Here is a 24,607-nt window from a genome sequence, read left to right as displayed (position 1 = left end):
AGCCTGCGCGCCGGTCGCGCCAGCGGCGAGCCCGCAGCGGCGATCGCCCAGCCGCCACGGTCCGGTCGCGCACTATTTGGTCAGAGAAAACGCGGGTCGGTCAAATTGCGGGCGACGGGCAGGGTAGCGGTATCGCTCTCGTCCTTTAGGGCCACGCCCGTCTGTCCCTGGCGCAGGGCCTCGCGCGCCAGCCAGACCAGCTTGAAGGCGGCCTCGTCGTAGCTGAGTCCTTCGGCGCGGATGTTGGAGACGCAGTTGCGGGCGGCGTCGGTCAGACCCACCCGGGGCGCGAAGGTCAGATAGGCGCCCAGACTGTCGGGCGACGACAGGCCAGGCCGCTCGCCGACCAGCAGCAGGACCAGACGCGCGCCCAGTCGCTCGCCGACCGCGTCGCCCAGGGCCACGCGCGCCTGATGGGCGACAATCACCGGCGACAGGCTCCAGCCCTCGGCGCGGATCAGGGGCAGAAGGGCGGCGATCAGCGGCGCGGCGTGGGCGTGGACGGCGGTGCTGGACAGGCCGTCGGCGACGACGATGGCCAGATCGGCCGGCTTGCGCGGCGCGTGCTCCAGCAAGGCGCGGCTGGCCTCTGACAATTGCCGACCCAGGTCCGGCCGACGCAGATAGGTGGCGCGGTCCGGCGCGGCGCTTTCGACCGGCAGGACCGCAAGGCCAAGGCCGGCGATGGCCTCGGTCACCGCCTGGATATCGAACGGCGTATGCACCGCGTCGCGGGCCTGGGCATGGGCCAGGGCGAAGGCCAGCACCTCATGGGTGGGCAGGCTGGCGCCCGTGCGGCCAAGGGCGATGCGGGCGGGGGTGTGGCGGCGCAGGGCGGTCCATGGATCGGGCGGAATCAGCCGGCTCATGCGCTGGCCGTCAGCAGCGGGTGGCCGGCCGAGGGCGGCGTCAGGCGGCCGTCGGCGCCGGTGATCTTCAGGCGCAGCAGCCAGGCCTCGAACTCCGGCGCGCGCCTGCGGCCCAGCAATTCGCGGACATAGAGGGCGTCGTGGAACGAGGTCGACTGGTAGTTCAGCATCACGTCGTCGGCGCCCGGCACACCCATGATGAAGGTGACCCCCGCCGCGGCCAGCAGGGTCAGCAGGCTGTCCATGTCGTCCTGGTCGGCCTCGGCGTGGTTGGTGTAGCAGACGTCCACGCCCAGAGGCGCGCCCAGCAGCTTGCCGCAGAAGTGGTCCTCGAGACCGGCCCGGATGATCTGCTTGCCGTCATAGAGGTATTCGGGGCCGATGAAGCCGACCACGCTGTTGACCAGCAGCGGCTCGAAGGCTCGGGCCACGCCGTAAGCCCTGGCCTCAAGCGTCTGCTGATCGACGCCGTGATGCGCCCCGGCCGACAGGGCCGAGCCCTGGCCGGTCTCGAAATACATGACGTTGTCGCCGACCGTACCGCGCTTCAGCGAGCGTCCGGCGTCCAGGCCTTCGCGCAGCAGGGCCAGGGTGACGCCGAAGCTGGCATTGGCGGCCTGCGTCCCCGCGATCGACTGGAAGACCAGGTCCACCGGCGCGCCCCGCTCGATCAGGGCGATGGCGCTGGTCACGTGGGTCAGGACGCAGGACTGGGTGGGGATCTCGAACCTCTGGATCAGGTCGTCCATCAGCCGCGACAGATCGCCCAGTACCGAGAGATTGTCGCTGGCCGGATTGATGCCGATCACCGCGTCGCCGCAGCCATAGAGCAGGCCGTCCAGGATCGAGGCGGTGATCCCGGCCGGATCGTCGGTCGGGTGATTGGGCTGCAGCCGCACGGCCATGGTCCCGGGCAGGCCGATGGTGTTGCGGAACTTGGTCGTCACCCGGCACTTGCTGGCCGCCAGGATCAGGTCCTGGTTGCGCATGATCTTGCTGACCGCGGCGACCATCTCCGGCGTCAGACCCGGCGCGAGCGCGGCCAGAACGGCGGGTGTGGCGGCGTCCGATAGCAGCCAGTCGCGGAAGGCTCCGACCGTCAGGCTGGCGACCGGCGCGAAGGCGGCCGCGTCGTGGCCGTCGAGGATCAGACGGGTGACCTCGTCGGTCTCGTAGGGGACCAGGGCCTCGGTCAGAAAGGTCTTCAGCGGCGTGTCGGCCAGCACCATCTTGGCGGCAACATTCTGCTGGGCGCTGCTGGCCGCGACCCCGGCCAGCATGTCGCCCGAACGCGGGGGCGAGGCCTTGGCCATTACATCGGCCAGACCGTCGAAGGCATAGGTCGTTCCGGCCACGGCGCGCGCATAGGTCATGGTCGCAGCCTGACCTGCAAACGCGCCGCCGACAAACAAAAGCGGGAGCGTGATCGCCACGCCCCCGCCCTTGCCGTCACGCTGATCAGTCGGCGCTACCAGACGCGCGAGCGGGCCTCTGGCGCCAGATAGTAGGTCTCGCCGGCCTTCACGCCGAAGGCCGCGTACCATTCGTCGACATTGCGCGTCGGGCCGATGACCCGGAAGTTCGACGGCGAGTGCGGATCGGACGCCATCTGCTGCTTCAGCGAGTCATCGCGCTCCTTGGCGCGCCACGATTGGGCGAAGGCCAGGAACAGACGCTGGTCGCCGCTCATGCCGTCGATCACCGGCGCGGGCTTGCCGCCCAGCGAGGCGTGATAGGCGTCCAGGGCCACCTGCAGGCCGGCCAGGTCGGCGATGTTCTCGCCCATGGTCAGCTTGCCGTTGATCTTGGCGCCGGGGACCGGCTCGTACTGGTCGTACTGCTTGCCCAGGATGTCGGCCTGGGCCTCGAAGCGTTTGGCGTCCTCGGCCGTCCACCAGTCGCGCAGGGCGCCCTTGGCGTCGATCTTGCGGCCCTGGTCGTCGAAGCCGTGGCTGATCTCGTGGCCGATCACCGCGCCGATGGCGCCATAGTTCACTGCGGGGTCGGCGGCCGGATCGAAATAGGGCGCCTGCAGGATGCCGGCCGGGAAGACGATCTTGTTCTCCAGGCCGCCATTGTAGGCGTTGACCGTCTGCGGGGTCATCGCCCACTTGCCGTCGTCGACGGGCTTGCCCAGGTCGCTCAGGGCATAGGCCCACTCGAAGGCGCGGCTGCGCGAAACGTTGCCATAGAGGTCGGCGGCGTCGATCTTCAGGCCCGAATAGTCGCGCCACTTGTCGGGATAGCCGACCATGACCTTCATCTTGGAGAGCTTGGTCTGGGCCTCGGTCTTGGTGGCCGCCGCCATCCACGGCGACTGCTCGATGCGCTTGGCCATCGCCGCCTTCAGATTGGCGATCAGCTCGACCATCTGGGCCTTGGACGAGGGCGGGAAGTACTTGGCCACATAGGTCTGACCGACGACCTCGCCGACGGTGCTGTCGACCAGGCCGACGCCGCGCTTCCATCGGGGACGCAGGGCCGACTGGCCGCTGAGAGCCTTCACATACTCAAAGCGGCTGTCGACGAAGCGCTTGGACAGATAGGGCGAGGCCTCCTCGATGATGTGGAAGGCCTGCCAGGCCTTCAGCGTGTCGAGCGAAGCAGCGTCATAGGCCTTGGCGATGTCGCGTACGGCGGTCTTTTCGCCCAGCACCACCTTGGTCAGACCGGGCATGCCAGCGGCGGCCAGATAGTCCGCCCACGGGAAGTTGGGGGCATAGGCCTTCAGCTCGACGATCGAGACCGGATTATACACTTTGTCGATGTCGCGACGGTCGGCGACGGCCCAGCTGGCCTTGGCGATGGCGGTCTCGAAGGCCACCACGTCCGCAGCCGATTTGGCCGGGTCGGCATAGCCGGCCATCTTCAGGGCGCGCTCGATGAAGGCGGTGTAGGCAGCCAGCTGCGGCTTGAAGCCGTCGGTCAGATAGTAGTCGCGGTCCGGCAGGCCCAGGCCCGACTGGCCGACATAGATGGTGTTGATTTCGGGCGTCTTGGCGTCCGGATAGATGTCCAGCGAGAAGATATCCGCGCCGAACCCGCCGTGGGCGCGGCCCATGGCCAGGGCGAAGTCGGCCTTGCTGGTCAGGGCGGCGACCTTGGCGAGGTCTGCCTTCAGCGGCTTGTCGTCGACGGCCTCGACCTGGGCCTCGTTGATAAAGCTCTTGTACAGGCCGCCGATCTGGGTCGAGGCGTCGGCGGTCTCGATCAGGGTGCGCAGCTGGTCCTGCGAGCGGTTGAACACGTCATAGCCGACGCCGGCCGAGCCCTGGTCGGCCGGGATCTCGGTGCGGGCCTGCCAGGCGCCATTGGCGTGCCGGTTGAAGTCGGCGCCGGGCGCGACGGTGGTGTCACGCGCGGTCAGATCGACACCCCACGCGCCGTACATCGGCTTGGCGGGTTCGGCGGCGGAAGCCGAAACGGCGACGGACATGGCGAGCGCGGAGGTCGCGGCCAGCAGAAGATTACGCATGGTTGGAAGTCTCTCCCCAGGGAGGCGGGATGCTGCCCCAAGCGGGGCCGTAAGGCAGATGAAAAGGTTGTAATGTTCGACGTTGCTTAGGCGAGGTGCTCGCTCAGCGCCCTCCAGGCCGCGGCCTTGTCCTGGAGGCTCAGGGCCGCATGAGCCGGGCTCGAGGAGGGCAGGGTGATCAAGACCAGTCTGCCTGAAATCGGCGCCAGCAAGCGCGAGCCAAGCTTCGCCGCCGTGCCGCCGTTGAAGGCCACCGCCTGCAGGGCCGGCAGAGTTTCCACCAGAGTTAGCAGGTCGTTGGCGCTGGGATTGAGGATAGCGGCGTCCAGGCTGCCGCGCCGCTCGGCCTCGGCCACGACGTCCCACAAACCCACGCCGCGTGACTGGAGTGTCGTCAGGCGATCTGCGTAGGGCAGGGACGCGAGCGGCGCATCCAGCACCGTCTCCAGCAATCGCCAGAAGGCGTTGCGAGGGTGAGCGTAGTACTGCGTCGCCGCCAGCGAGGCCTCGCCGGGCAGGCTGCCGAGGATCAGGAGGCGGGTGTTCTGGTCGACGACCGGCGGGAAGCTTCTCTTGCGCTCAGCGGCCATTGGGCGGGTCGTTCCGCAGCCAGCCGGTGACGGTCAGGCGCGGCGCGCCGGCATAGGGGGCGACGGGCGCCACCGAGTGTTTGCGCGGCACCTTGAACAGTGTCAGCACATTGAAAGCCGGCGCGAAGCCGCGCTCGACGTCGCCGGCGTCATCGTGAAACAGCAGCTGGCCGCCCCAGTCGGGCCGCCACTGGCGCGTCAGGCCCAGGGTGTAGGCCGCCAGACGCTCGCCGACGCCGGTGTCGTCATGCAGGGTCAGGAAGTCGGCGGGGCGATAGAGCGTCGCCTGGGCGTCGACCTTGGTGATGGTCGTCTCGCCGGTGACGGCGGCGCCGAGGGCGATGAATTCAGGACTGTTGAGGAACGCCGTCAGGGCGTGGATCGGGTGCCCGGGGTCGCGGCCTTCAACGAAGGCGTTGATCATCGGATAGCCCAGATAGATGTAGGCAAACCCGCTGCGGGCCCGCAGCGTCGCCGCATGGAAGCGGGCGGCCACGGCGTCGGGGCCGAGCTCCGCGCGGCGGGCGCGGCTGAGGATTTCGGCGCCGCCCGTCTCGTTGGAGCAGATCACGTCCCAGTCGATGGTCTGTTCCAGAATGCCGGCCAGGCGGTCGACGACTCCGGGCTCGAACACATCGGGAATGCGCACGACGCCGTCGCGCGCATAGGCCTGCGCGAAGGCCGCCGGATCCAGCGCCGGATTGAGGCGAAGGACCGGCGCTTCCGTCATCGTCAGCCCTGCTCGCCGAACACGCGCTTGAAGATCACGTCGACGTTCTTGGTGTGATAGCCGTAGTCGAACAGCTCCTCGAGCACGGTGTCCGACAGGGCCTTGGAGACCACGGGGTCGGCCTTGAGGAAGTCGATGAACCGACCCTCGCCGCGCCACACCTTCATCGAGTTGCCCTGCACGGCGGCATAGGCGTCCTCGCGGCTGACACCTTCTTGCGTCAGGGCCAGCATGACGCGCTGCGAGAACACCAGGCCCCCCAGCTTGTCGAGGTTCTTGGCCATGTTCTCGGGATAGATGTTGAAACGCTCGATGACGCTGGCCATGCGGCGCAGGGCGAAATCAAGGTGGACGGTGGCGTCCGGCCCGATGCCGCGCTCGACCGACGAGTGGCTGATGTCGCGCTCGTGCCAGAGGGCGACGTTTTCCAGCGCCGGGGTCACGGCCGAGCGGACCAGGCGGGCCAGGCCCGTCAGGTTCTCGGTCAGGATCGGGTTGCGCTTGTGCGGCATGGCCGACGAGCCCTTCTGACCGACCTCGAACGGCTCCTCGGCCTCCAGCACCTCGGTGCGCTGCAGGTGGCGGATCTCGGTGGCCAGGCGCTCGATCGACGAGGCGACCACGCCCAGGGCGCAGAAATAGGCCGCGTGGCGGTCGCGCGGGATGACCTGGGTCGAGACGGGCTCGACCGTCAGGCCCATCATCTTGGCCACGTGCTCTTCGACGCGCGGATCGACATTGGCGAAGGTGCCCACGGCGCCGGAGATCGCGCAGGTGGCGATTTCGAACTTGGCCATCGCCAGGCGCTCCTTGGCGCGCTGGAACTCGGCATAGTAGCCGGCGAGCTTCAGGCCAAAGGTGATCGGCTCGGCGTGGATGCCATGGCTGCGGCCGACGCAGACGGTCATCTTGTGCTCAAGGGCCCGGCGCTTCAGGGCGGCCAGCAGCAGGTCGACGCCCTCGATCAGCAGATCGGTCGAGCGCGACAGCTGCACGGCGAAACAGGTGTCCAGCACGTCGCTGCTGGTCATGCCCTGGTGCAGGAAGCGGGCCTCGGGGCCGACGATTTCCGACACGTGGGTCAGGAAGGCGATGACGTCGTGCTTGGTGACGCGCTCGATCTCGTCGATGCGGTCGCTGTCCCAGACCGCGTCGCGGCCCTTTTCCCAGATCGTCTGGGCCGACAGCTTGGGGATGACCCCAAGTTCGGCCATGGCGTCGGCGGCGTGGGCCTCGATCTCGAACCAGATCTTGTACTTGGTCTGGCTGGACCAGATGGCGGCGGCTTCGGGGCGGGCGTAGCGGCTGATCATGGACGGGGCGTTTCGGCCGGACCGTCGCTTGAGTCAAGCATGATGGCCGGCGCAAGCCGGACAAAAAGACGGCCGCCTCCCAGGAGGAGAAGGCGGCCGAGTCATTGGGAGGAAACGCCCTGGAAGGGCATGGCCTGTATAGCGCAGCTCGAATTACTTGACAACGTTGTCAGGGAAATGAATTCGGATCTCGGTGAAATCATCAACGATTTCGCTCTTACCGGCCAAGGCCGGGGCCCAGATCGAGCCCGCGAGCGTGCAAGACCGAAAAAGGGAGACAGGCGCGAACCTGTCTCCCTTTCCGGATCAATCTTGGCCCTGGCCTTGGCCGGGGAGAGTGGATTCTATCGGATTTACTTCTTCTTGGCGGCCTGGACCTCGATCTCGACCAGCATGCCACCGGCCACCAGGCCCGCGACCTGGCTGGTGATGCGCGAGGGCTTGTTGGGCTGCTCGGCGGTGCCGAAGAAGGTCTTGTAGGCCTCCATCATGCCGGCGAAGTCCATCTTGCCCTCCTTGGCCGGGTCGCCGACCAGCAGAACGCGCATCATGACGACGTCGCCCATGGTGGCGCCTTGGCTCTTCAGAGCGGCTTCGATCCGGCCCAGCACGCCCATGGTCTGGGTCTTGGTGTCGCCGTAGGTGGCGGTCAGGGCCGGCGAGCCCTTGGGGTCGATCATCGGCGGGGTCATGCCGCTGACATAGATCGTGTCATAGCCGGCCGGCACGGTGACGACGCTGGCGATGGCCGACTTGGGGTCGCCGCCGCGAACGATGTCCTGGGCGGATGCCGCGCCGGCGAGACCGGCGGCCAGGGCGAGGCCGGCGGCGAGGGTGGCGAAACGGGTCATGGTCTTCTCCTGGAAAGGGTCGATCAGTGAGCTTGCAGGCCACGGGCCTTCTGGGCGGCCTTGGCCTTGGTGCGGATGGCGGCGACCTCGGCGGCCGTCACCGGCTTGGCCTTGTTGCCCCACGAGGTGCGGACATAGCTGATGATACCGGCCAGATCGGCGTCGTTGATGTCGTCCTTGAACGCCGGCATGCCGGCCCGGCCGTTCAGCACGGTGGTGACCAGAAGCGCGGGCGGACCGTTGACCAGCGGCGAGGCGGCCAGGGTTGGGAAGGCGCCCTTGATGCCTTTGCCGGTCACCTGATGGCAGGCCGAGCAGTTGTCTTCGTAAAGGTCCTTGGGCGACGACGCGGCCGAGGCCGCAGCGGGCGCCAACGCGGCGGCGACAAGGCAGGCCAGGGCGAAACGGGAAGCAGACTTCATCTTTGTTCTCGGGTCCTCGGGTCTCAGGCCTGCTGCACGCGGGCGTGGATCTTGGCGATCTGCTGCCAGGCCGACTCGATGGCCCCGGCCTGCCAGCCGCCAAGGTAGCTGAGGTGTTCGCCGGCGAGATAGAGGCGACCGTCGGGTTCGCACAGCACCGGATAGGCGTCGCGGCGACCGGCCTCGCCCCATTCGGCCCAGCCGCCCAGATTGAACTGCGCCAGGTGCCAGGAGAACGAGAAGGCGTTCTCGAAATTGGCGGCATATTCGGGGAACACCTTCTGGCCGCCGGCCACGGCGAACTCGGCGCGGGCGGCGGGCGATTTGGCGCTGATCCGCGCCGCCTCGCCGCCGAAGTTGTAGTAACCCAGCAGGACGCCCTTCTGGCTCTGCCAGCCGGTGGAGGGCAGGGTGATCGTGCCGATGCCGGGGATGTCGTTATAGATGTGGCCGCCATAGATGTGGTGGTTCTCTTCCCAGAACCGGGTCTTCATCTGCAGGCCGATCTTGTTGACCGGCGCATAGGCCACGCCCGCCATCGCCGCCTTGAACGGCGCGGAGGCGTCGATATCGATCTGCTTGAGCACGCTGAGCGGAATGGTGCAGACGCAGTAGTCGGCCTCGATCTCGCCGGTCTTGCCCGAGGCGTCCTTGAAGGCGACCTTCACGCCCTTGCCTGTCTGCTTGATCTTTTCGACCACGGTCGAATAGCGGATCATCGGCCCGACCTGCTTTTCGAAGGCCTTGGCGATCTGGTCCATGCCGCCGATCGGCTGCAGCATGGTGCGCTGCTGCTCGTAGCCGGTGACCGAGCTCAGCACCCGCCAGGCCTTGCTGTCGAGCACGTCCTTGAAGGCGAAGGGCTCCAGCTCCTGGCCAGGGCCCGGATTGACGCCGGCGCCCGGGTGCACGGAAAAGCCGCGCCCCTCGGTGCCTGTATAGGCGAGGTCCTTGGGTGACAGCCGGCCTTCGTTGATCATGTAGGCGATGAAGGTCTCGCGGTCTGCCGGGGTCAGGGCGGCGTCGAGCTCGCCCTTGCTGGCGGCCTTGGCGATCAGTTCGGCGGCGTAGCCCCGGGCGTCGGCGGCGATCTCGCCCTTGCGGATCGGCTTGCCGGCCAGCGGGCCCTTGCCCTTCTCGAAATAGACATAGGCGGCGTCATTGTCGTTGACGAAGCTCTCCAGCAGCACGCCAAACAGCTTGGTGTAGTGCAGGGTCGAGCGGTGGTGATAAGGGATCCGCCACGGGCCGTGGTTGATATAGAGCCCCTCGTCGAACTCGCAGGTCTGTTTGTGGCCCAGCAGGTCGGTGTGCTCGAAGCCCTTGCGCGCTGTCTGGCAGCGACCGCCGGCGAAGGCGCGGGCTTCCAGGATCTGCACCTGATAGCCGGCCTTGGAGAGCTCATAGGCGGCGGTCATGCCGGCCAGGCCGGCGCCCAGCACGATGATCTTCGTGCCCTTGACGTCGCCGGTCAGGGCGGGCGGCAGTTCCGTGGCCGAAGCCATGCCAAAGCCCAGGGCGTCCATGCCCGAAAGCGCCAGGGAAATGCCGCCGACCGCGGCGAGGCCCTCGAAGAAACGCCGTCGGGTCAGAACTCCGCCCGTCGCCAGGCCTGCAGTCGTATTCATGCCAATCCGCCACTCAACAGCCGACGCCGAAAACGCGTGCATCGCCGTGACGATACACCTTTCGTTCCTTCGGTCGAACGCGCCCCCGCCGAAGTCCGGGCCATCTCGAAATTTCGCGGGAACCGGCGCAACCTGATTTCGGACGACGGACGATCTGACATGTTAGATGCGCCCCGGATGCTCCGCCCTTGGGCGCCTGGGGCGCCCCGTGTGCGAACCGTGGGCGGGTGGCGATGATCAAGCGCAGAGGGCGGGAATCACTCTTCCTTCGCCCCAGGCGCGACGCATCAACGGACCAAGGTTTCGCGAGGAGAGCGCCGTGAGCACAACAGGATTCCCACTTCGCCTGCGGCTGGCGCAACCTGAGGACATGCCGGTTCTGTCGGCCCTGATGAACGCGGCGATCAGCGAGCTTCTGACGCCGTTCCTGCCGCCCGAAGGGGTCAGGGCCTCGTTTGAGATCATGGGTCTGGACAGCCAGCTGATCGCCGACGGCACCTATTTCGCGGTCGAGGACGGCGATCAGATCGCAGGCTGCGGTGGCTGGAGCCGGCGCGCCACGCTGTTCGGCGGCGATCACTCCGCCGGGCGCGACGCGGCGCTGCTGGACCCCAGGATTGACGCTGCTCGGGTGCGGGCGATGTACACACATCCCGACCACACCCGGAAAGGCGTGGGCCGGCTGGTGCTGGACGCCTGCGAGGCGGCGGCGGCGGCCGAGGGGTTTGCCCGCGCCGAGATGGCGGCGACCATGGGCGGCGTGCCGCTCTATCGCGCCTGTGGCTATCACGACATCGAGCCGTTCACGGCGATGACGTCGAGCGGCTATGCGGTGCCGCTGATCCGCATGGGCAAGGCGCTGGGGCGCTAGCTCCGGTCGTCCAGACAAACGAAAAGGGCCAGGCTTTCGCCTGGCCCTTCGGTTTTGTCTGGATCGCAATCCTAGAAGGTTGCGGACATCTTCATGTACCAGAAGCCGCCCTGCCAATCGACGATGGCGTCCGAGCGATAGAGGCGGCCGTTGGTGGCCGACTCGCCGGTCTTGTCGACGTCGGGATAGTTGGCGAACAGGTTCCGGGCGCCGATGGCGATCGTGTAGTTGTCCGTCGCTGCGTAGCTGAACTCGGTGTCGACGAAGACTTCCGGGTCCCACTTCTGGACGATCGGATTGCCGACGCTGAACTGGTTCTTGTACGGACCGTAGATGTTGGCCCGGGCAACGGCCTTGAACTTGCCGATCTCGTGGCTGGCCGACACCACCGAACGCCAGCGGGGCGCGGCGTTCTCGAAGTCATGCACCCCTTCGGCGTCGAAGAAGTTGGTCGAGAACACCTTGTCGATCTTGAACTTGTTGTAGTTGCCGCTGGCCGTGAAGCTGGTGGACTGGCCGTTGGACCAGTTGGCGCGGTAGGTGGCCACCACGTCGACCCCGGAGGTCGTGGAGTCGAAGGCGTTCTGGAAGAATTGCACTTGGCCGATGGTGTCAGCCCCGGGAACCGAGGCTGCGATCAGGGCGGCGCGGATGACCGGCGTCACGGTGATCGGGGTGGTGGCGTAGAACTGGTCCTTGATCTCGATGCTGTAGGCGTCGACCGTCAGGCTCAGGCCGTCCATCAGCGAGGCGGTGAAGCCGGCCGCGATGTTCAGCGACTTTTCGGGCTTCAGCTCCTTGGCGCCCATGAACTGGGCCACCGGGTTGGCGGCCGGGAACAGGCCCGAGGCGATGATCGCGCCGTTCTCGACGCGGGTCGACACGTTGGTGGTGAACAGTTGGCCGGGCGTGGGAGCCCGGAAGCCGGTGCCGATCGAGCCGCGAACGCCGAAGCCGTCTGTGATCTGGTACTGGGTGGCGACCTTGCCGTTCCAGGTGCTGCCGAAGTCCGAGAAGTGCTCGCCGCGTACAGCGACGTCGAAGAACCAGGCTTCAGTGATGTTGGCCGAGGCTTCTGCGTAACCGGCGTAGGAGTCACGGGTCAGCTTGCCCGAATAGGACGGGGGCGAACCCGGCGCGCCGTTCGAACCGACCGCCAAAGCGTTGTAGGTCGGGTCGATGCCGGCGAAGCCGTCGGCGGTCGTGGACAGGTAGTTGGCGCAGTTCAGGCCGGCGGTGGCTGGCAGCGCCAAGCCCGCGGCCGTCGGCGTGTGCGTGGTCGTGTTGCAGAAGCCGAAAGGGTTAGGCACGGCGTAGCGGCCGGCCACATACGAAGGTACGTCGCCCGGCTCGATCTCGTAACCTTCCTCGCGGTATTCGGCGCCGAAGTTCAGCGTGACCGGGGTGTTGAAGCCGGCCATGGCGAAGTCATAGGCGAAGTCGGCGTTTGCGGCGGTTTCGGTCGAGATCAGAGCGCCGACATAGAAGGATTTCGGCGAGGCCGGACCCATCGACGGGTTGACCGTGTCCCACAGGGTGTAGACCAGCTTGTCGTTGCCGTAGCGACCGCTGAAGTCGTACTGCAGCTCGCCCATCTTGCCCTTGAGGCCGCCCGTGAGGCTGTAGTCGGTGATGTCGCCCCCGAACATCGGCGTGAAGCCGGCCGGGAAGATCGAGCTGAACATGAAGATCGAGCCGTCCTGCTGACGGATCGGCGTGGCGTTGACCGCGTTGCTGACCGGCGGACGATAGTTGAAATACTCAACCGCGCTGCTCTTGGAGTAGTTGGCGAACGCATAGATCGACATGGTGTCGCTGATGTCGTAGCCAGCATTGACGACGCCGCGCAGGGCTTCGGCGTCAGGTTGACCCCACTTCTGGACGTAGTCGTTGATCAAGGCGCCATAGGACGGGTTGGCGGCCGCGTAGCTGGTGACGCAGAAGCCGGCCGACTGGTTGGGAATGCCGACGTTGCAATACTGCTTGCCGCGGTTGACCTGATTCTGGCTGGTGTATTCGAACGTACCGTTGATGAAGCCGCTGTCGCCGAGTGGCAGGCCGAGGTTGCCGGTGACCAGCACGTCTTCGCCGTCGCCCAGATAGAATTGGCCGTACTGCGCGGTGAGCGAACCGCCGCTGGGGCTGTCCTTCAGCTGGAAGTCGATGACGCCGGCGATGGCGTCCGAGCCGTACTGCGCGCCGGCGCCGTCACGGGTGACGACCACGTTCTTGAGGGCCGAGGCCGGGATGGTGGCGGCGTCAGGCGCCTGGGCGCCGGTGCCGCCGATGCTGACCAGCGCCGAACGGTGGCGGCGCTTGGAGTTGACCATGAACAGGGTCTTGTCGGTGGGAAGTCCGCGCAGGCTGGCGGGGCGGATGAAGGTCGCGCCGTCCGAGATCGGCTCACGGGCCAGGGTGTAGGACGGGACCAGCGTCTTCAGAATGTCGTTGGTGTCAGTGAAGGCGGCGGACTTCAGGTCAGCTTCGCTGAAGGAGTCCACCGGGACCGCGCTGTCCAGAACGGTGCGGGGCTTGCCGCGCGCCGTGACGATCAGGGTCTCAAGTTCGGAAGTGGTTTCAGGCGCCGCGTCGGCGGCCGGGTCTGCGGCGTGCGCCGCGACAGAGTATCCAAAAGTAACGGACATCGCAGAGATACCTGCGAGTAGAGTCGTTTTAAAGTGCCGATTCATGGAGAGCCCCCTCGTTCAATTTATCAACGCAAGATTGATTCCTTCTCCACGGCGTTTGTCTCCCGAACTTTTCTGTTTTTGATACTGACGCGATTTTTCACTCGGACGTTGCCGGCTAAATCAGCGTGGAGTGAAGGTGGCGGCTTCCGCAATGGGGGCGGCGACAAGAAGTCGTCACAAATACGCGCTGCGGCCCCGGCGCCCCTTTGGGGGGCGTCGAGACCGCATTTTTAGGCAGAACCTTGCTTGTGGATTGTGCGGATCGGGGGCCTTTCCCCCTTCAGGTCAGGCCACGAGGCGGTGATCAGCCGGTTCGCGAACCTCGGACTCGAACAGATCATAGGCGTCTTCCCAAGCCGCCAGGCGCGAGTCGCGGCGCTCGGCGTCGTCGATGACCCGGATGATCTGGTCCTCGCGATCGTTCCACACCACGCCCAGATCGACGACCCGCTCGGCGTCGCGGCCCAGCAGCAGGATGACATCGGCGCGGGCCGCGCGTTCGTGGCTGATCCGCATCAGGGTGCGTCCGGCGCCCAGGTCGCGATGAATGTCTGCGAAGGCCAGCACGGCCGAGATCATCGGGGCATTGACGGGGGCGATGGCCCAGACGGGGCAGGCAAAACGGGACATGGGCGTCTCCTGAGAGCCTGTTCGTCCGTTTCGTTCGAAACGGACGAACAGGCTCGCTTTCAAAGTGGAGAGCGTGACGAGCGCTGAAACCGGCATCCACTTTCAGCTGTCACGCTCTCGTTCGGACCAGACCTGTTTGCACGTGCCGTGCGCCAGATTCGGTCGTATAGAGAACGTATGAGGCACGAAAAAGCTGCACGGCTCCTGGACCTGGCCCGCATGCTGGCGGGATCGAGCGAGGGCATGACCCTGGACGAGATGGCGCGCGCCCTGGATGTGGGTCGGCGCACGGCTGAGCGCATGCGCGATGCGGTCTGGGCCGCCTTTCCCCAGATGGAAGTGGTCGACGATCCGCCGACCCGGCGATTCCGCATTCCCGCCGGTCTGGACGGCCTGTTCCAGACGCCCACGGCCGAGGAGCTGGCGGCGCTGCGGACGGCGGCTGATTCCTACAAGGCCTCGGGCGCCGACGGCCGTGCCGCCTCGCTGTTCGCCCTAGAGCGCAAGCTGCTGTCGGCCCTGCGCGGCGCGGCCCGTCGCAAGGTCGCCCCCGATGTCGAGGCCCTGGTCCAGGCCGAGACCATCGCCATCCATGCCGGACCCCGGCCCTATGAAGACGAGGCCGCCCTGGCGGCCATCCGCACGGCGATCAAGGGGCTGAGCGCGCTGTCGTTCCGTTATGACGGCGGCAGCACCCCTGGCCGCACCCGTGAGGTGACGCCGCTGGGCATCCTGTTCGCCCGCAGCAACTATCTGGTGGCGCTGGAGGGCGAGGACATGCGCCCGCGTTCCTGGCGGCTGGACAAGATGAAGGCCCTGAAGGTGCTGGACCGGCCGGCCCCGCCGCCGGAGGACTTCTCGCTGCAGGCCTTCGCCGACGAGAGCTTCGGCATCTATCATGGCGCTGTCGAGGATGTGGTGCTGCGCATCCGGCCCGACCGGGCCGAGGATGCGATGCGCTGGCGTTTCCACTCCACCCAGACCGTGCGACCCGAGCCGGACGGCTCGGTCACGGTGGCCTTCCGCGCGGCGGGCATGCTGGAACTGGCCTGGCACCTGTTCACCTGGGGCGACGGCGTGGAGATCGTCTCGCCGCCAGGGCTGCGCCAGCTGATGGTGACCGAGTTGAAGCGGGCGCTAGCGGCCCACTGCTAGTTTCCCACGAGCCGCAACAACGCAAGTTCGCCGGCGCGCGCCGAAGCGCTCCTGCCGGACGGCAGCTGCCCCGCTTCATAGGCCTCCAGCACGCGCGGGTGGATATAGGCCGCGCGACAGACGGCCGGGGTGTTTCCCAGCAGGCCCGCGACCGCCTTGACGCACACGGTCACCGATCGCCTGGCCTCGGTCGCGGTTTCCGCGGGCGGCAGCGCGCGCAGACCCTCCATGAGCGCCAGGGATCCAGCCCAGGTGCGGAAGTCCTTGGCCGAGAAATCGGATCCACAGGCGGCGCGGATATAGTCATTGACGTCGCTGGACTCGACGGCCCGTCGCTCGCCGCCCTTATCGACATATTTGAACAGGCGCTGACCGGGGAGATCCTGGCACGCGCGGACGACGCGCGTCAGGCGGCGGTCCTGGAACCCGGTCTTGTGGCTCTTGCCGCTCTTGCCGCGATATTCGAACACTGCGCCACCGCTGGCCAGACGCAGGTGGCTCTTTTGCATGGTCGTCAGGCCAAAGCTCTTGTTGGTCCGGGCATATTCGTCATTGCCCACGCGGATCAGGGTGAGCTCCAGCAGCCGGACCACGGCGGCCAGCACCTTCTCGCGCGGCAGGCCGCGACGGGCCAGATCGGCCTCGACGCGCTTGCGCAGGCGGGGCAGGGCGCGGCCGAAGGCGGCCATCCGCTCGAACTTGCGCACGTCGCGATCAGCCCGCCAGTCCGGGTGATAGCGATACTGCTTGCGACCCCTGTGGTCGCGACCCAAAGCCTGGATGTGGCCGCGCGGGCTGGGGCAGATCCAGACCTCGGTCCAGGCGGGCGGAATGGCCAGGCCCCGGATGCGCTCCAGGGTCGCTTCGTCTTTCAGGGGTTTGCCGTTGACATCGATATAGCGAAAGCCCGACGCCGTAACGCGCCGGCCCAGGCCGTTGTGGTGGTCGTCGCAATAGACGAGCGCGGAACTGGCGATCGGGGCCATCTGGTGCGTGTCGCGGGCCATGGTTTGCCTCCCTATCGCCGTGCAACGTGATAGAGGAAGCGCCGGTTCCGGGAGCGCCTCGCCAGACATGAACTATCGCCACGCCTATCACGCCGGAAACTTCGCCGACCTGCAGAAGCACGCGATCCTGCTGGCGGTGCTGGAGGCGCTGAAGGCGCGGTCGCCCAGCCTGTCGGTGATCGACACCCATGCGGGGGCCGGCGGCTACGACCTGAGCGGCGAGATGGCGCGGCGGTCGGGCGAGGCCGACGCCGGGATCTTCCGCCTGCTGCAGGAGGCCGACGCGCCGGCGGTGTTCGCCCCGCTGGTCGCGGCCGTGCGGGCCATGAACGGCGGCCGGGACGGGCCGCTCTATCCGGGCTCGCCGCTGCTGATCGCCGGGGCGCTGCGCCGTGAGGATCGCTACACCGCCTGCGAACTGCGCGACGACGATTTCGACCTGCTGCGCCGCTCGCTGGCGCCCTACGCCTTCGCCCAGGCGTCCAAGGCCGATGGTTACGAGACCGCTGCGGCCCGGGCAGGCCGGGGAGGGCGGGCCTTCATCCTGATCGATCCGCCGTTCGAGCGCCCGGACGACTATGCCCGCATCGTCGAGGTCACGCGTCAGGCGCTGCAGCGCGATCCCGACGCCGTGCTGGCGATCTGGACGCCGCTGAAGGACCTGGAAACCTTCGACGCCTTCATCCGCGCGCTGGAAACTGTCACGAATGACGCGCTAGTGGCCGAGGTCAGACTTCGCCCCTTGCTGGATCCGATGAAGATGAACGGCAGCACCATGGTCCTGGTCGGGGCTCCGCCCGAGGTCGAGCCCGCCGTGCGCACGGCCACCGACTGGATCGTCCGCAATCTGGGCCAGGCCGGCGGCGCGGCCAGGGTCTGGCGGACCAGCGCGTGAGCGGATCCGCGCCGAGTTTCAGCGAGGCGCTGGGGGTTTGGCTGAAGATCGGCTGCCTGGGCTTTGGCGGTCCCGCCGGTCAGATCGCCCTGCTGCACAAGACCGTCGTCGAGGAAAAGGGCTGGGTCGACGAGGCTCGATTCGCCCATGCCCTGAGCTTCTGCATGCTGCTGCCCGGCCCCGAGGCCCAGCAACTGGCCGTCTGGCTGGGCTGGCGGCTGCATGGCGTGCGCGGCGGGGTGGCGGCGGGGTTGCTGTTTGTGCTGCCAGGGTTGGCCATCATGCTGGGCCTTTCGGCGCTGTATGTCGTGTACGGACGATCGGAATGGGCCGGGCCCGTGCTGCTGGGCCTGAAGGCGGCCGTGGTGGCGCTGGTGGCCCAGGCCCTGCTGCGCATCGGCGGCCGAACGATCCGCGACGGCGCCGGAATGGCGATCGCCGTCTCCGCCTTTGCCCTGCTGAGCTTTACGGTCTTGCCGTTCCCGCTGCTGATCCTGGCGGCGGGCGCGATCGGGTGGGGACTGGGCGGCGGCGCGATCGCGCCGGGCGCGTCAGAGGAGGTTGTCGCGCGCGGCGGAACGCTGCGGACCGTGATGATCTGGCTGGCCGTGTGGCTGACGCCGGTCGCGGCGGCCCTGGCCATCGCGCCAGACTCCGTGGTGGCGCGGATGGGGGCCATCTTCAGCGGTCTGGCGGTGGTCAGTTTCGGCGGCGCCTATGCGGCCCTGGCCTATCTGGGCCAGGCGGCCGCCGCCTTCGGCTGGCTCACCCCCGTGCAGATGCTGGACGGCCTGGGCCTGGCCGAGACGACCCCGGGGCCGCTGGTGCTGGTCTTCGTCTTCGTCGGCTTTGTCGGCGCCTATCAGGCGGCCGCGCCGGAATGGGCCTGGATCGCCGGTCTGGCCGGCGGCCTGATGGCGGCCTGGGCGACCTTCGCGCCGTCATTCCTCTGGATCTTCGCCGGCGGGCCCTTCGTCGAGCGCCTGCGCGGACATCCGCGTCCGGCGCGCGCCCTGGCCATGGTTTCTGCGGCCGCCGTTGGGGTCATTGGTCAACTGGCGGTGTGGTTTGCCACGCATCTGCTGTTTCGCACCGGCGGAGCGCTGGCCTGGGGCCCGTTGAAGGCTGCCATTCCTGACCCCGCCAGCCTGGATGTTGTCGCCCTGGGCATGACGGTTCTGGCTCTGGCTCTGACCTTCGCCCTGCGCCTGCCGGTGCTGGCCCTGGTGGCGGTGATGATGGCCACGGGACTGGCCCTGAAAGTCTCCGGACTGGCTTGACCTAACGGCAACATTTTCGCACTTGCGAACGCCAGAACTGTGTTATGTTGCATTGCACAAAAAATCGCGGTTGCCGGAGCGCGCGCCATGGTTTCCAACCTGTCTTTCTTTCCTGAGTTCAAGGCCGAGCGGGGCGACCCCGAAACGGCGCCACACGTGATGATCGGCGCGGCCTCGCCGCTGTGGCTGATGTTCGGCGGCGCGGCCGCTGCGGGGGCCGCTTGGTGGTGGTGGGCGTCGCGCTGGCGCGAGGCCGTCAATGTCGAGGCGCTCAGCGCCCTGGCGCCGGAACCGCTGGCGCCGCCCGCGGCCGAGTGGGTAGAGCCGATCGCCGATCCCGTCGTCGATCCCGTCGTCGAACCCGCGCTGGACCTGGCCACCGAGGTCCTTCTCCAGCCGGTCGAGCTTGCCGCAGAAGCGACGGTCGAGACTCTCGAGGCCGTCGAAGCCGCTGGCGAGCTGGCGGCCGAGGCGGTCATTGAAATCGCCGAGACCATCGTTCCCGAGCCCGTCGAGCCTGTCGCCATGCTCGAACCGGCTGCAGAAGTCGAGGCTGTGGCTGTCGAAGCTGCGGTCGCGGCTCCGATCGAAACCGCCAAGCTGCTCGCCGACGACCTGACCCGCTTGGTCGGGATCGGTCCCAAGCTGGCGGCGTCGCTGAGCGAACTGGGCGTGACCAGCTTCAGCCAGATCGCCGCCTGGACCGCCGAAGACATCCAGTCGATCGACCAGTTGCTCAATCTCAAGGGCCGGGTCGACCGCGACGCCTGGGTCGCCCAGGCCAAGCGTTTCGCCGGCGCCGCGACCGAGGCCTGAGGCCCCGGTCGCTTTCCTTAGGGTCGTAACCGGGGGTCAGCGGCTCGGGCCGATGCCCCCGGGGCCGCACTCGGTGTTGAGGTACTTTTCGATCTCGACCAACTGGGCCTCCATCATGGCCGGCTCCATGGTGATGGAGCCGTGGCCCATGTCCTTGATTTCGAGATAGCGGTGCGGCTTGCCCGCCGCCTTCAGCGCATCGACGAACTTGCGGGACTGTTTGACATCGACGTTGGTGTCGCGATCGCCGTGATAGATGAACAGCGGGATCTGGGCCGTCTTGGCCTGCTCCAGGGCGTCCAGGCCCCGGATGGTCGGGTTCTGGAACTCGCGCTGGAGCCGGTTGTCAAAGGTGGCCTGTTTGATGCTGGCCAGGTCTCCGGCCCCCGCGCCTGAAATGGCGCACTGATACAGGCCGTTGGGCCGGATGGCGGCTGCCAGGGCCGCATAGCCGCCATAGGAATAGCCGAACATGGCGACCGCGTCGGGCGCGGCGATCTTCTGGTCGATCAGCCATTTGACGCCGTCGTCCTTGTCGTCCTGCATCTTCTGGCCCCACTCGCCGTCACCGGCGCGCCAGAGTTTCTGACCCCAGCCCTCCGAGCCGCGGAACTGCGGCTGCAGCACGGCGTAGCCGCGGCTGGCGAAATACTGAACCCAGCCGGAGGAGTCCCATTCCAGGTTGTCGCGCGCCCAGGGACCGCCATGCGGCTCGATCAGGGTGGGGTAGGGGCCTGGACCGAATTGCCCGGCCGGCGGCGTGGTCAGGAAGGCCGGGATCATCAGGCCGTCGCGGGCCGCATACTGCACCAGCCGCGTCGCGCCCAGCGAGGCGGTGTCCAGGTCAGGGCGAACCTTGCCGAGCAGTTGAAGAGTGCCGGACGCGTTGAGCAGGTAGTACTCGCCCGGATTGCCGGGACCGGACTTCTCGACGATGAAATGCTTCAGGTCTTCTGACCAGTCGGTGATCATCGCGTCGGCGCCGTCGGTCACGGGCAGGCGCGTCGCCGCTCCGGTGGCGGGATCAACCCAGTTCACGGCGATGGTCTTCACGCCCAGCGCCGTCCGCAGGCCCTTGTTGAGCGCAGCCAGGGTCTCGTCGGTCCAGTAGATGCTGTTGGTCGGGCCCGCATAGCTGAAGCCCAGCACCCGGCCGTAGTCCCTGACGGCGCTTGATGTGATCACACCGCCGGCGTCGAACAGCTTGTGCTCAAGCAGCGGCTCGACGATCTGGCGGGCCTTGATGTCGTAGACATACAGACCGGCCTTGTCGCGGCCCCTGCTGGACGAAATGTAAATGATGTTGGGATCTTCGGTGAAGCCGACGATCGAGACCGGTTCACGGTCCTTGGCGTACCAGCGGAAGTGCTCTGACCATTCGCCATTGGTCGGATCGCGGATCCACTGGGCGATATAGACCGCGCCCTTGTCGTAGTTCAGTTCCTGGCGCGTCCGGATCTCGCCCTTGAGATCCAGATCGAAGCCGAAGAAGCGATCCGAGCCGCGCATCAGGCGCTCGGTCTCTCCGGAGTAGATGTCGACTTTCACGATGTCGCCCCGCGTGTCGATCCGTGCGTCTTCGACCACGACGTGGCGGGGATCGGCCGGCAGGGTGTCAATCAGGGTCGCATCGTCGAACTTGGCCAGATAGGCCTCGAGCTCCGACTTGGCCCGCGTATCCGGCAACAGGGTCGTCCACGACTTGCCCTCCAGATCCGACACGTACTGCCGCGTCAGGTGGCCCTTTTCATTGCCCTCGGTGAAGGTCTGGATCGTCCGCACCAGCAGGCGGTCGTTCTTCAGGAAGCTGACACTCAGGATCCGGACCTTGGCGGCCGAGATGACCGCCAGAGGCTTGTCCAGCGCATCGGTGGCCCAGACCGAAATCGTCGGGCTTTGGCCGGTAGGCGAGGTCAGGGCCACGATGTGCCTGCCGTCGCGCGAGATCTGCACGTTGCTGATGGCCGGCGGGTCGGCGAAGGCCTTGGCGGGCAGGGGCGCGGCGTGGAGCGCCGGGGCTGTCAGCCCCAGCAGGCTGACGACGGTCGCGATGAGCGGGCGTGGAACAAATCTCACAGGGAGCTCCAGGGCGAAAGGGTGAGTCGCGGCCGAGGCGCGGCTCGCGACCAGAACTCCACAATAGCGATCAGGAGAATCTGGCCAAGCCGTCAGATGGCGTCTCCGGGCGCCTGCTGAGCCGGCAAGTGCGTGCCGAATGTCACACCGTGTCGAAATTGCGTCGGCAATGCGACGTAGAAGTTGCGGTGGGCGCCCGGAAAAGTTCTTTTCTAGGCGTGGCCCAGTCTTGCTCGCTTAGGGTGAGTGATTGTCAAAACTCGCCACATTCTGCGAAATCACGGAGGCCTTATCTGTCATGTCCAATCATCGTAAGCATCTTCTAGCCTCCACGGTTATCGCCGGGCTGGCCGCCGGCGTCATGTCACCGACGCTCGCCCTGGCTCAAGCCGCCGCGCCGCTGGCCACCACCGACCAGCAAGCCGCCGATGTGACCGAGATCGAGGCCCTGGTGGTCACGGGCTCGCGCATCAAGCGCAGCGAGTTCAACAGCCCCGATCCGATCCAGGTGATCAGCGCCGAGCAAGGCAAGCTGAAGGGCATCTCGACCGCCGCCGGCCTGCTGCAGACCTCGACGATCGCCTCGGGCTCGCCGCAGGTGACCTCCGCCATTTCCAGCGCCTTCGTCACCGACGGCGGCCCCGGCGCTGAAACCGTCTCGCTGCGCGGCCTAGGCGCCAACCGCACCCTGGTGCTGATCAACGGCCGCCGCACCGGCCCGGCCGGCGTGCGTGGCGGCGTGTCCGCCGTCGACCTGAACGTCATCCCGGTCTCCGCCATCGAGCGCGTCGACATCCTGAAGGACGGCGCCTCGTCGATCTACGGCTCCGACGCCGTGGCCGGCGTGGTCAACATCATCACCAAGCGCGACACCGACGGCTTCGAGATCGACGCCTTCGTCAGCCAGCCCCAGGACAAGGGCGGCGAGCAGTCGCGCGGCAGCATCAGCTGGGGCAAGACCTTTGATCGCGGCTTCCTGAACGTCTCCTACGACTATTCGAAGACCGCCGAGCAGCGCGTGGGCGACCGCAGCTACACCAACTGCGGCCGGCAATACATCACCGACTCCAGCGGCAAGCGGAAGGACACCATCGATCCCCGCACCGGCTCGGCCCAGTGCCGCGACCTGCTGTATGATCAGATCTGGCTCTACGACTTCAACTTCTCCGGTCTCGATGGCAAGCTGCAGTACGACTATGACGGCAAGCTGGGCGGCCTGATCCCCCGCGTGCCGCCGGGCCAGGCGGCCAACTATCCGGGCGCGCCCGCCGGCTTCTACACCGTCGGCTATAGCGATGATCCCCAGGCCGCCGACAACGGCGTTCTGGACTACAACAGCCCGTTCAACCTTGATTCCTCGCTGGTGCCGCGCAACGAGCGCTCGACCGTCTATGCCCAGGGCGCGTTCGACATCAACGACAGCGTCGAAGTCTATGGCGAATTGCTGCTGAACCGCCGCGCCACCAAGAGCAATGGCTATCGCCAGTTCTGGAGCTACTTCTACACCGGCGATATCGACCCGTTCAGCGCCGGCTTCACCGGTGACTTCATCCTGTCGCCGACCCCGGTCACCAATCGCAACCGAGACGGCCAGCGCGTTGACTATCAACGCTATGTCGGCGGTCTGCGCGGCGATTTCGGCAAGATCGATTTCCTGAAGGGCTGGGACTGGGACATCTTCAGCCAGTACAGCCACTCCAAGGGCGTCTATTCACGTGACGTGATCCTGAAGGACGCTGTCGATATCGGCGCCTTCCGCAGCGGCTCCTGCGTCGGCCAGGTCACGCCGATCAGCAAGAAGGCCTGCGTGGACGTCAGCTGGGTCACACCGGACTTCCTGGCCGGCAAGTACACGGCCGCCGAAGAAGGCTTCCTGTTCGACAATGAAGCCGGCGAGACCATCTACAAGCAACTGGTCATCGAAGGTTCGACCTCGGGCTCGCTGTTCAAGCTGCCGGCCGGTGACGTGGGCGCCGCCTTCGGCTTCCACTACCGCAAGGACTCGATCAGCGACACGCCTGGCGCCGTCACCCTGGCCGGCAATGTGTGGGGTTCCTCCACGGCCGGCATCACCAAGGGCGACGACCTGGCCCGCGAATTCTTCGGCGAACTGAGCATTCCGCTGCTGAAGGGTCTGCCCTTCGCCGAGAATGTCGCACTGTCGCTGTCGGGCCGCCACACCAAGGTCAACAGCTATGGCGAGGACGACACCTACAAGATCGGCCTGAACTGGCAGATCGTGCCGTCGCTGCGCGTGCGGGCCACCAAGGGCACCTCGTTCCGCGCTCCGGCGTTGTTCGAGCTGTATAAGAACGCCGAGACGAGCTTCGCGTCACAGCGCACGCTTGATCCTTGCATCCGCTGGGCGACCAACCTGGCCCAGGGCAACCTGCCGCAATACGTCGCCAACAACTGCGCCGCCGCCGGCATTCCGGGCACCCATTCGGGCGCCGGCTCGTCGGCCACCGTCACGGCGGGCGGCGGCAAGGGCGCTCTGGAGGCCGAAACCTCGAAGGCCGTCACCTATGGCGTGATCTGGACCCCTAGCTTCGCCAACCTGAACGTGGCCGTCGACTACTTCGAAATCGAGGTCAATGACGAGATCACCCAGCTCGGCGCCGCGCGCATCGTGTCGGGTTGCTATCGTTCGCTGTCCTTCCCGACCGATCCGCTTTGCAAGCTGTTCACCCGCACGCCGGGCTCGAACTTGATCAACCAGGTCACGAACAACTATCTGAACATCGCCGAACAGGCCAACCGCGGCATCGACCTGACCGTTCGCTATGGTCAGGACCTGCCCTGGGACAGCAAGCTGACCGTCGACCTGCAGTCGACTTGGCAACTTGAGGACACCACGGCCCTGTTCGCCGGCACGACGATCGATGAGAACGGCTTCGTCGAAAACCCTGACTGGACCGGCCAGCTGAACTTCCGCCTGACCAAGGGCGACTGGACGGGTTTCTGGGGCATCGACATGATCGGCAAGGCGTCTGACGCCGAAGACTATGCCGACAAGAACGCGGCGGGGACCACCTTCTACAAGATCCACACCGAGTTCACGGCCTATCACAGCCTCTCGCTGCAGAAGAAGTTCGACGACTGGTCGATCCTCGGCGGTGTGGCCAATGTGTTCAACGAAGAGCCCCCGGCAGTGTCGCGCGCCCAGGGTAACTACAGCACGGTCGGGTCCTCGGTCCTGGCCTCGCAGTACGACTACTATGGTCGCCGCCTGTTCCTGAACATCACGGCGCGCTTCTAGTCTTAGCGGATTGGACTAACATGACGGCGGCGGGGCGACCCGCCGCCGTT

The 24,607-nt window shown here is 66.8% G+C and carries 19 protein-coding genes; 6 read left to right on the top strand and 13 right to left on the bottom strand.

Annotated elements, in window-relative coordinates:
- Positions 1-80: 80 nt before the first annotated feature.
- The 9 genes from eutC to ACW176_RS19145 form a co-directional block, all read right to left on the bottom strand.
- Positions 81-869, bottom strand: coding sequence for an ethanolamine ammonia-lyase subunit EutC (gene eutC, locus ACW176_RS19185; RefSeq protein WP_492110266.1), 789 nt, complete (start codon positions 867-869; stop codon positions 81-83).
- Positions 866-2,302, bottom strand: coding sequence for an ethanolamine ammonia-lyase subunit EutB (locus tag ACW176_RS19180; protein ID WP_492110265.1), 1,437 nt, complete (start codon positions 2,300-2,302; stop codon positions 866-868). Before ACW176_RS19180 ends, eutC begins: the two co-directional genes overlap by 4 nt.
- A gap of 35 nt (positions 2,303-2,337) precedes the next feature.
- Entirely contained in the window at positions 2,338-4,344 is a 2,007-nt protein-coding gene (locus tag ACW176_RS19175) for a M13 family metallopeptidase (protein WP_492110264.1), read from the bottom strand.
- A gap of 86 nt (positions 4,345-4,430) precedes the next feature.
- Complete coding sequence (locus tag ACW176_RS19170; RefSeq protein ID WP_492110263.1) at positions 4,431-4,934, bottom strand: DNA-deoxyinosine glycosylase; 504 nt, start codon at positions 4,932-4,934, stop codon at positions 4,431-4,433.
- Positions 4,924-5,664, bottom strand: a complete 741-nt coding sequence (locus ACW176_RS19165) for a 2OG-Fe(II) oxygenase (protein ID WP_492110262.1) — start codon at positions 5,662-5,664, stop codon at positions 4,924-4,926. Before ACW176_RS19165 ends, ACW176_RS19170 begins: the two co-directional genes overlap by 11 nt.
- Positions 5,665-5,666: 2 nt before the next feature.
- Positions 5,667-6,977 carry an adenylosuccinate lyase gene (purB, locus tag ACW176_RS19160; RefSeq protein WP_492056919.1) on the bottom strand — a complete coding sequence of 437 codons (1,311 nt, stop codon included), beginning with the start codon at positions 6,975-6,977 and terminating at the stop codon, positions 5,667-5,669.
- Between the two features lie 353 nt (positions 6,978-7,330).
- The gene (locus ACW176_RS19155; RefSeq protein ID WP_492110261.1) at positions 7,331-7,828 is read right to left on the bottom strand and encodes a RidA family protein; all 498 of its coding nucleotides are present in this window, start codon (positions 7,826-7,828) and stop codon (positions 7,331-7,333) included.
- Between the two features lie 23 nt (positions 7,829-7,851).
- Positions 7,852-8,250 carry a c-type cytochrome gene (locus tag ACW176_RS19150; protein WP_492110260.1) on the bottom strand — a complete coding sequence of 133 codons (399 nt, stop codon included), beginning with the start codon at positions 8,248-8,250 and terminating at the stop codon, positions 7,852-7,854.
- Between the two features lie 23 nt (positions 8,251-8,273).
- Positions 8,274-9,878: a flavin monoamine oxidase family protein gene (locus ACW176_RS19145; RefSeq protein WP_492110259.1), complete on the bottom strand. Its 1,605-nt coding sequence runs from the start codon at positions 9,876-9,878 to the stop codon at positions 8,274-8,276.
- Positions 9,879-10,248: 370 nt separating this feature from the next.
- Between ACW176_RS19145 and ACW176_RS19140 the strand changes: the two genes are divergently transcribed.
- Positions 10,249-10,749 carry a GNAT family N-acetyltransferase gene (locus ACW176_RS19140; RefSeq protein WP_492111972.1) on the top strand — a complete coding sequence of 167 codons (501 nt, stop codon included), beginning with the start codon at positions 10,249-10,251 and terminating at the stop codon, positions 10,747-10,749.
- A gap of 71 nt (positions 10,750-10,820) precedes the next feature.
- Here the strand turns inward: ACW176_RS19140 and ACW176_RS19135 are convergent, their stop codons facing one another.
- Together ACW176_RS19135 and ACW176_RS19130 are read right to left on the bottom strand one after the other, a co-directional pair.
- The gene (locus tag ACW176_RS19135) at positions 10,821-13,439 is read right to left on the bottom strand and encodes a TonB-dependent receptor plug domain-containing protein (RefSeq protein WP_492110258.1); all 2,619 of its coding nucleotides are present in this window, start codon (positions 13,437-13,439) and stop codon (positions 10,821-10,823) included.
- Positions 13,440-13,724: 285 nt separating this feature from the next.
- A complete protein-coding gene (locus ACW176_RS19130; protein WP_492110257.1) occupies positions 13,725-14,069 on the bottom strand; it encodes a hypothetical protein in 345 nt (114 codons plus the stop codon).
- A gap of 177 nt (positions 14,070-14,246) precedes the next feature.
- Here ACW176_RS19130 and ACW176_RS19125 point away from each other — a divergent pair, with 177 nt between their 5' ends.
- Positions 14,247-15,224 (top strand): helix-turn-helix transcriptional regulator, encoded by a 978-nt coding sequence (locus ACW176_RS19125; RefSeq protein ID WP_492110256.1) that lies wholly within the window; start codon positions 14,247-14,249, stop codon positions 15,222-15,224.
- Here ACW176_RS19125 and ACW176_RS19120 read toward each other — a convergent pair.
- On the bottom strand, positions 15,221-16,231 hold the full coding sequence (locus tag ACW176_RS19120; protein ID WP_492110255.1) for a DNA topoisomerase IB: 1,011 nt from the start codon (positions 16,229-16,231) through the stop codon (positions 15,221-15,223). The two genes, ACW176_RS19125 and ACW176_RS19120, sit on opposite strands and share 4 nt — an antisense overlap.
- Before the next feature lie 67 nt (positions 16,232-16,298).
- Between ACW176_RS19120 and rlmJ the strand changes: the two genes are divergently transcribed.
- The 3 genes from rlmJ (at position 16,299) to phaH (ending at position 19,222) form a co-directional block, all read left to right on the top strand.
- Entirely contained in the window at positions 16,299-17,126 is an 828-nt protein-coding gene (rlmJ, locus tag ACW176_RS19115; protein ID WP_492110254.1) for a 23S rRNA (adenine(2030)-N(6))-methyltransferase RlmJ, read from the top strand.
- Positions 17,123-18,406 carry a chromate efflux transporter gene (chrA, locus tag ACW176_RS19110; protein ID WP_492110253.1) on the top strand — a complete coding sequence of 428 codons (1,284 nt, stop codon included), beginning with the start codon at positions 17,123-17,125 and terminating at the stop codon, positions 18,404-18,406. The genes rlmJ and chrA overlap by 4 nt, the downstream gene beginning before the upstream one ends.
- Before the next feature lie 87 nt (positions 18,407-18,493).
- Positions 18,494-19,222: a phasin PhaH gene (gene phaH / locus ACW176_RS19105; protein ID WP_492110252.1), complete on the top strand. Its 729-nt coding sequence runs from the start codon at positions 18,494-18,496 to the stop codon at positions 19,220-19,222.
- Positions 19,223-19,258: 36 nt separating this feature from the next.
- Here the strand turns inward: phaH and ACW176_RS19100 are convergent, their stop codons facing one another.
- On the bottom strand, positions 19,259-21,298 hold the full coding sequence (locus ACW176_RS19100; RefSeq protein WP_492110251.1) for an alpha/beta hydrolase family protein: 2,040 nt from the start codon (positions 21,296-21,298) through the stop codon (positions 19,259-19,261).
- Positions 21,299-21,596: 298 nt separating this feature from the next.
- On the opposite strand from ACW176_RS19100, the gene ACW176_RS19095 reads away from it, so the two are divergent.
- A complete protein-coding gene (locus tag ACW176_RS19095) occupies positions 21,597-24,557 on the top strand; it encodes a TonB-dependent receptor domain-containing protein (RefSeq protein ID WP_492110250.1) in 2,961 nt (986 codons plus the stop codon).
- Positions 24,558-24,607 lie beyond the last annotated feature (50 nt).

The organism is Caulobacter sp. FV1ye13L (assembly GCF_058681155.1).
This window is presented reverse-complemented; position numbering and strand designations above follow the sequence as displayed.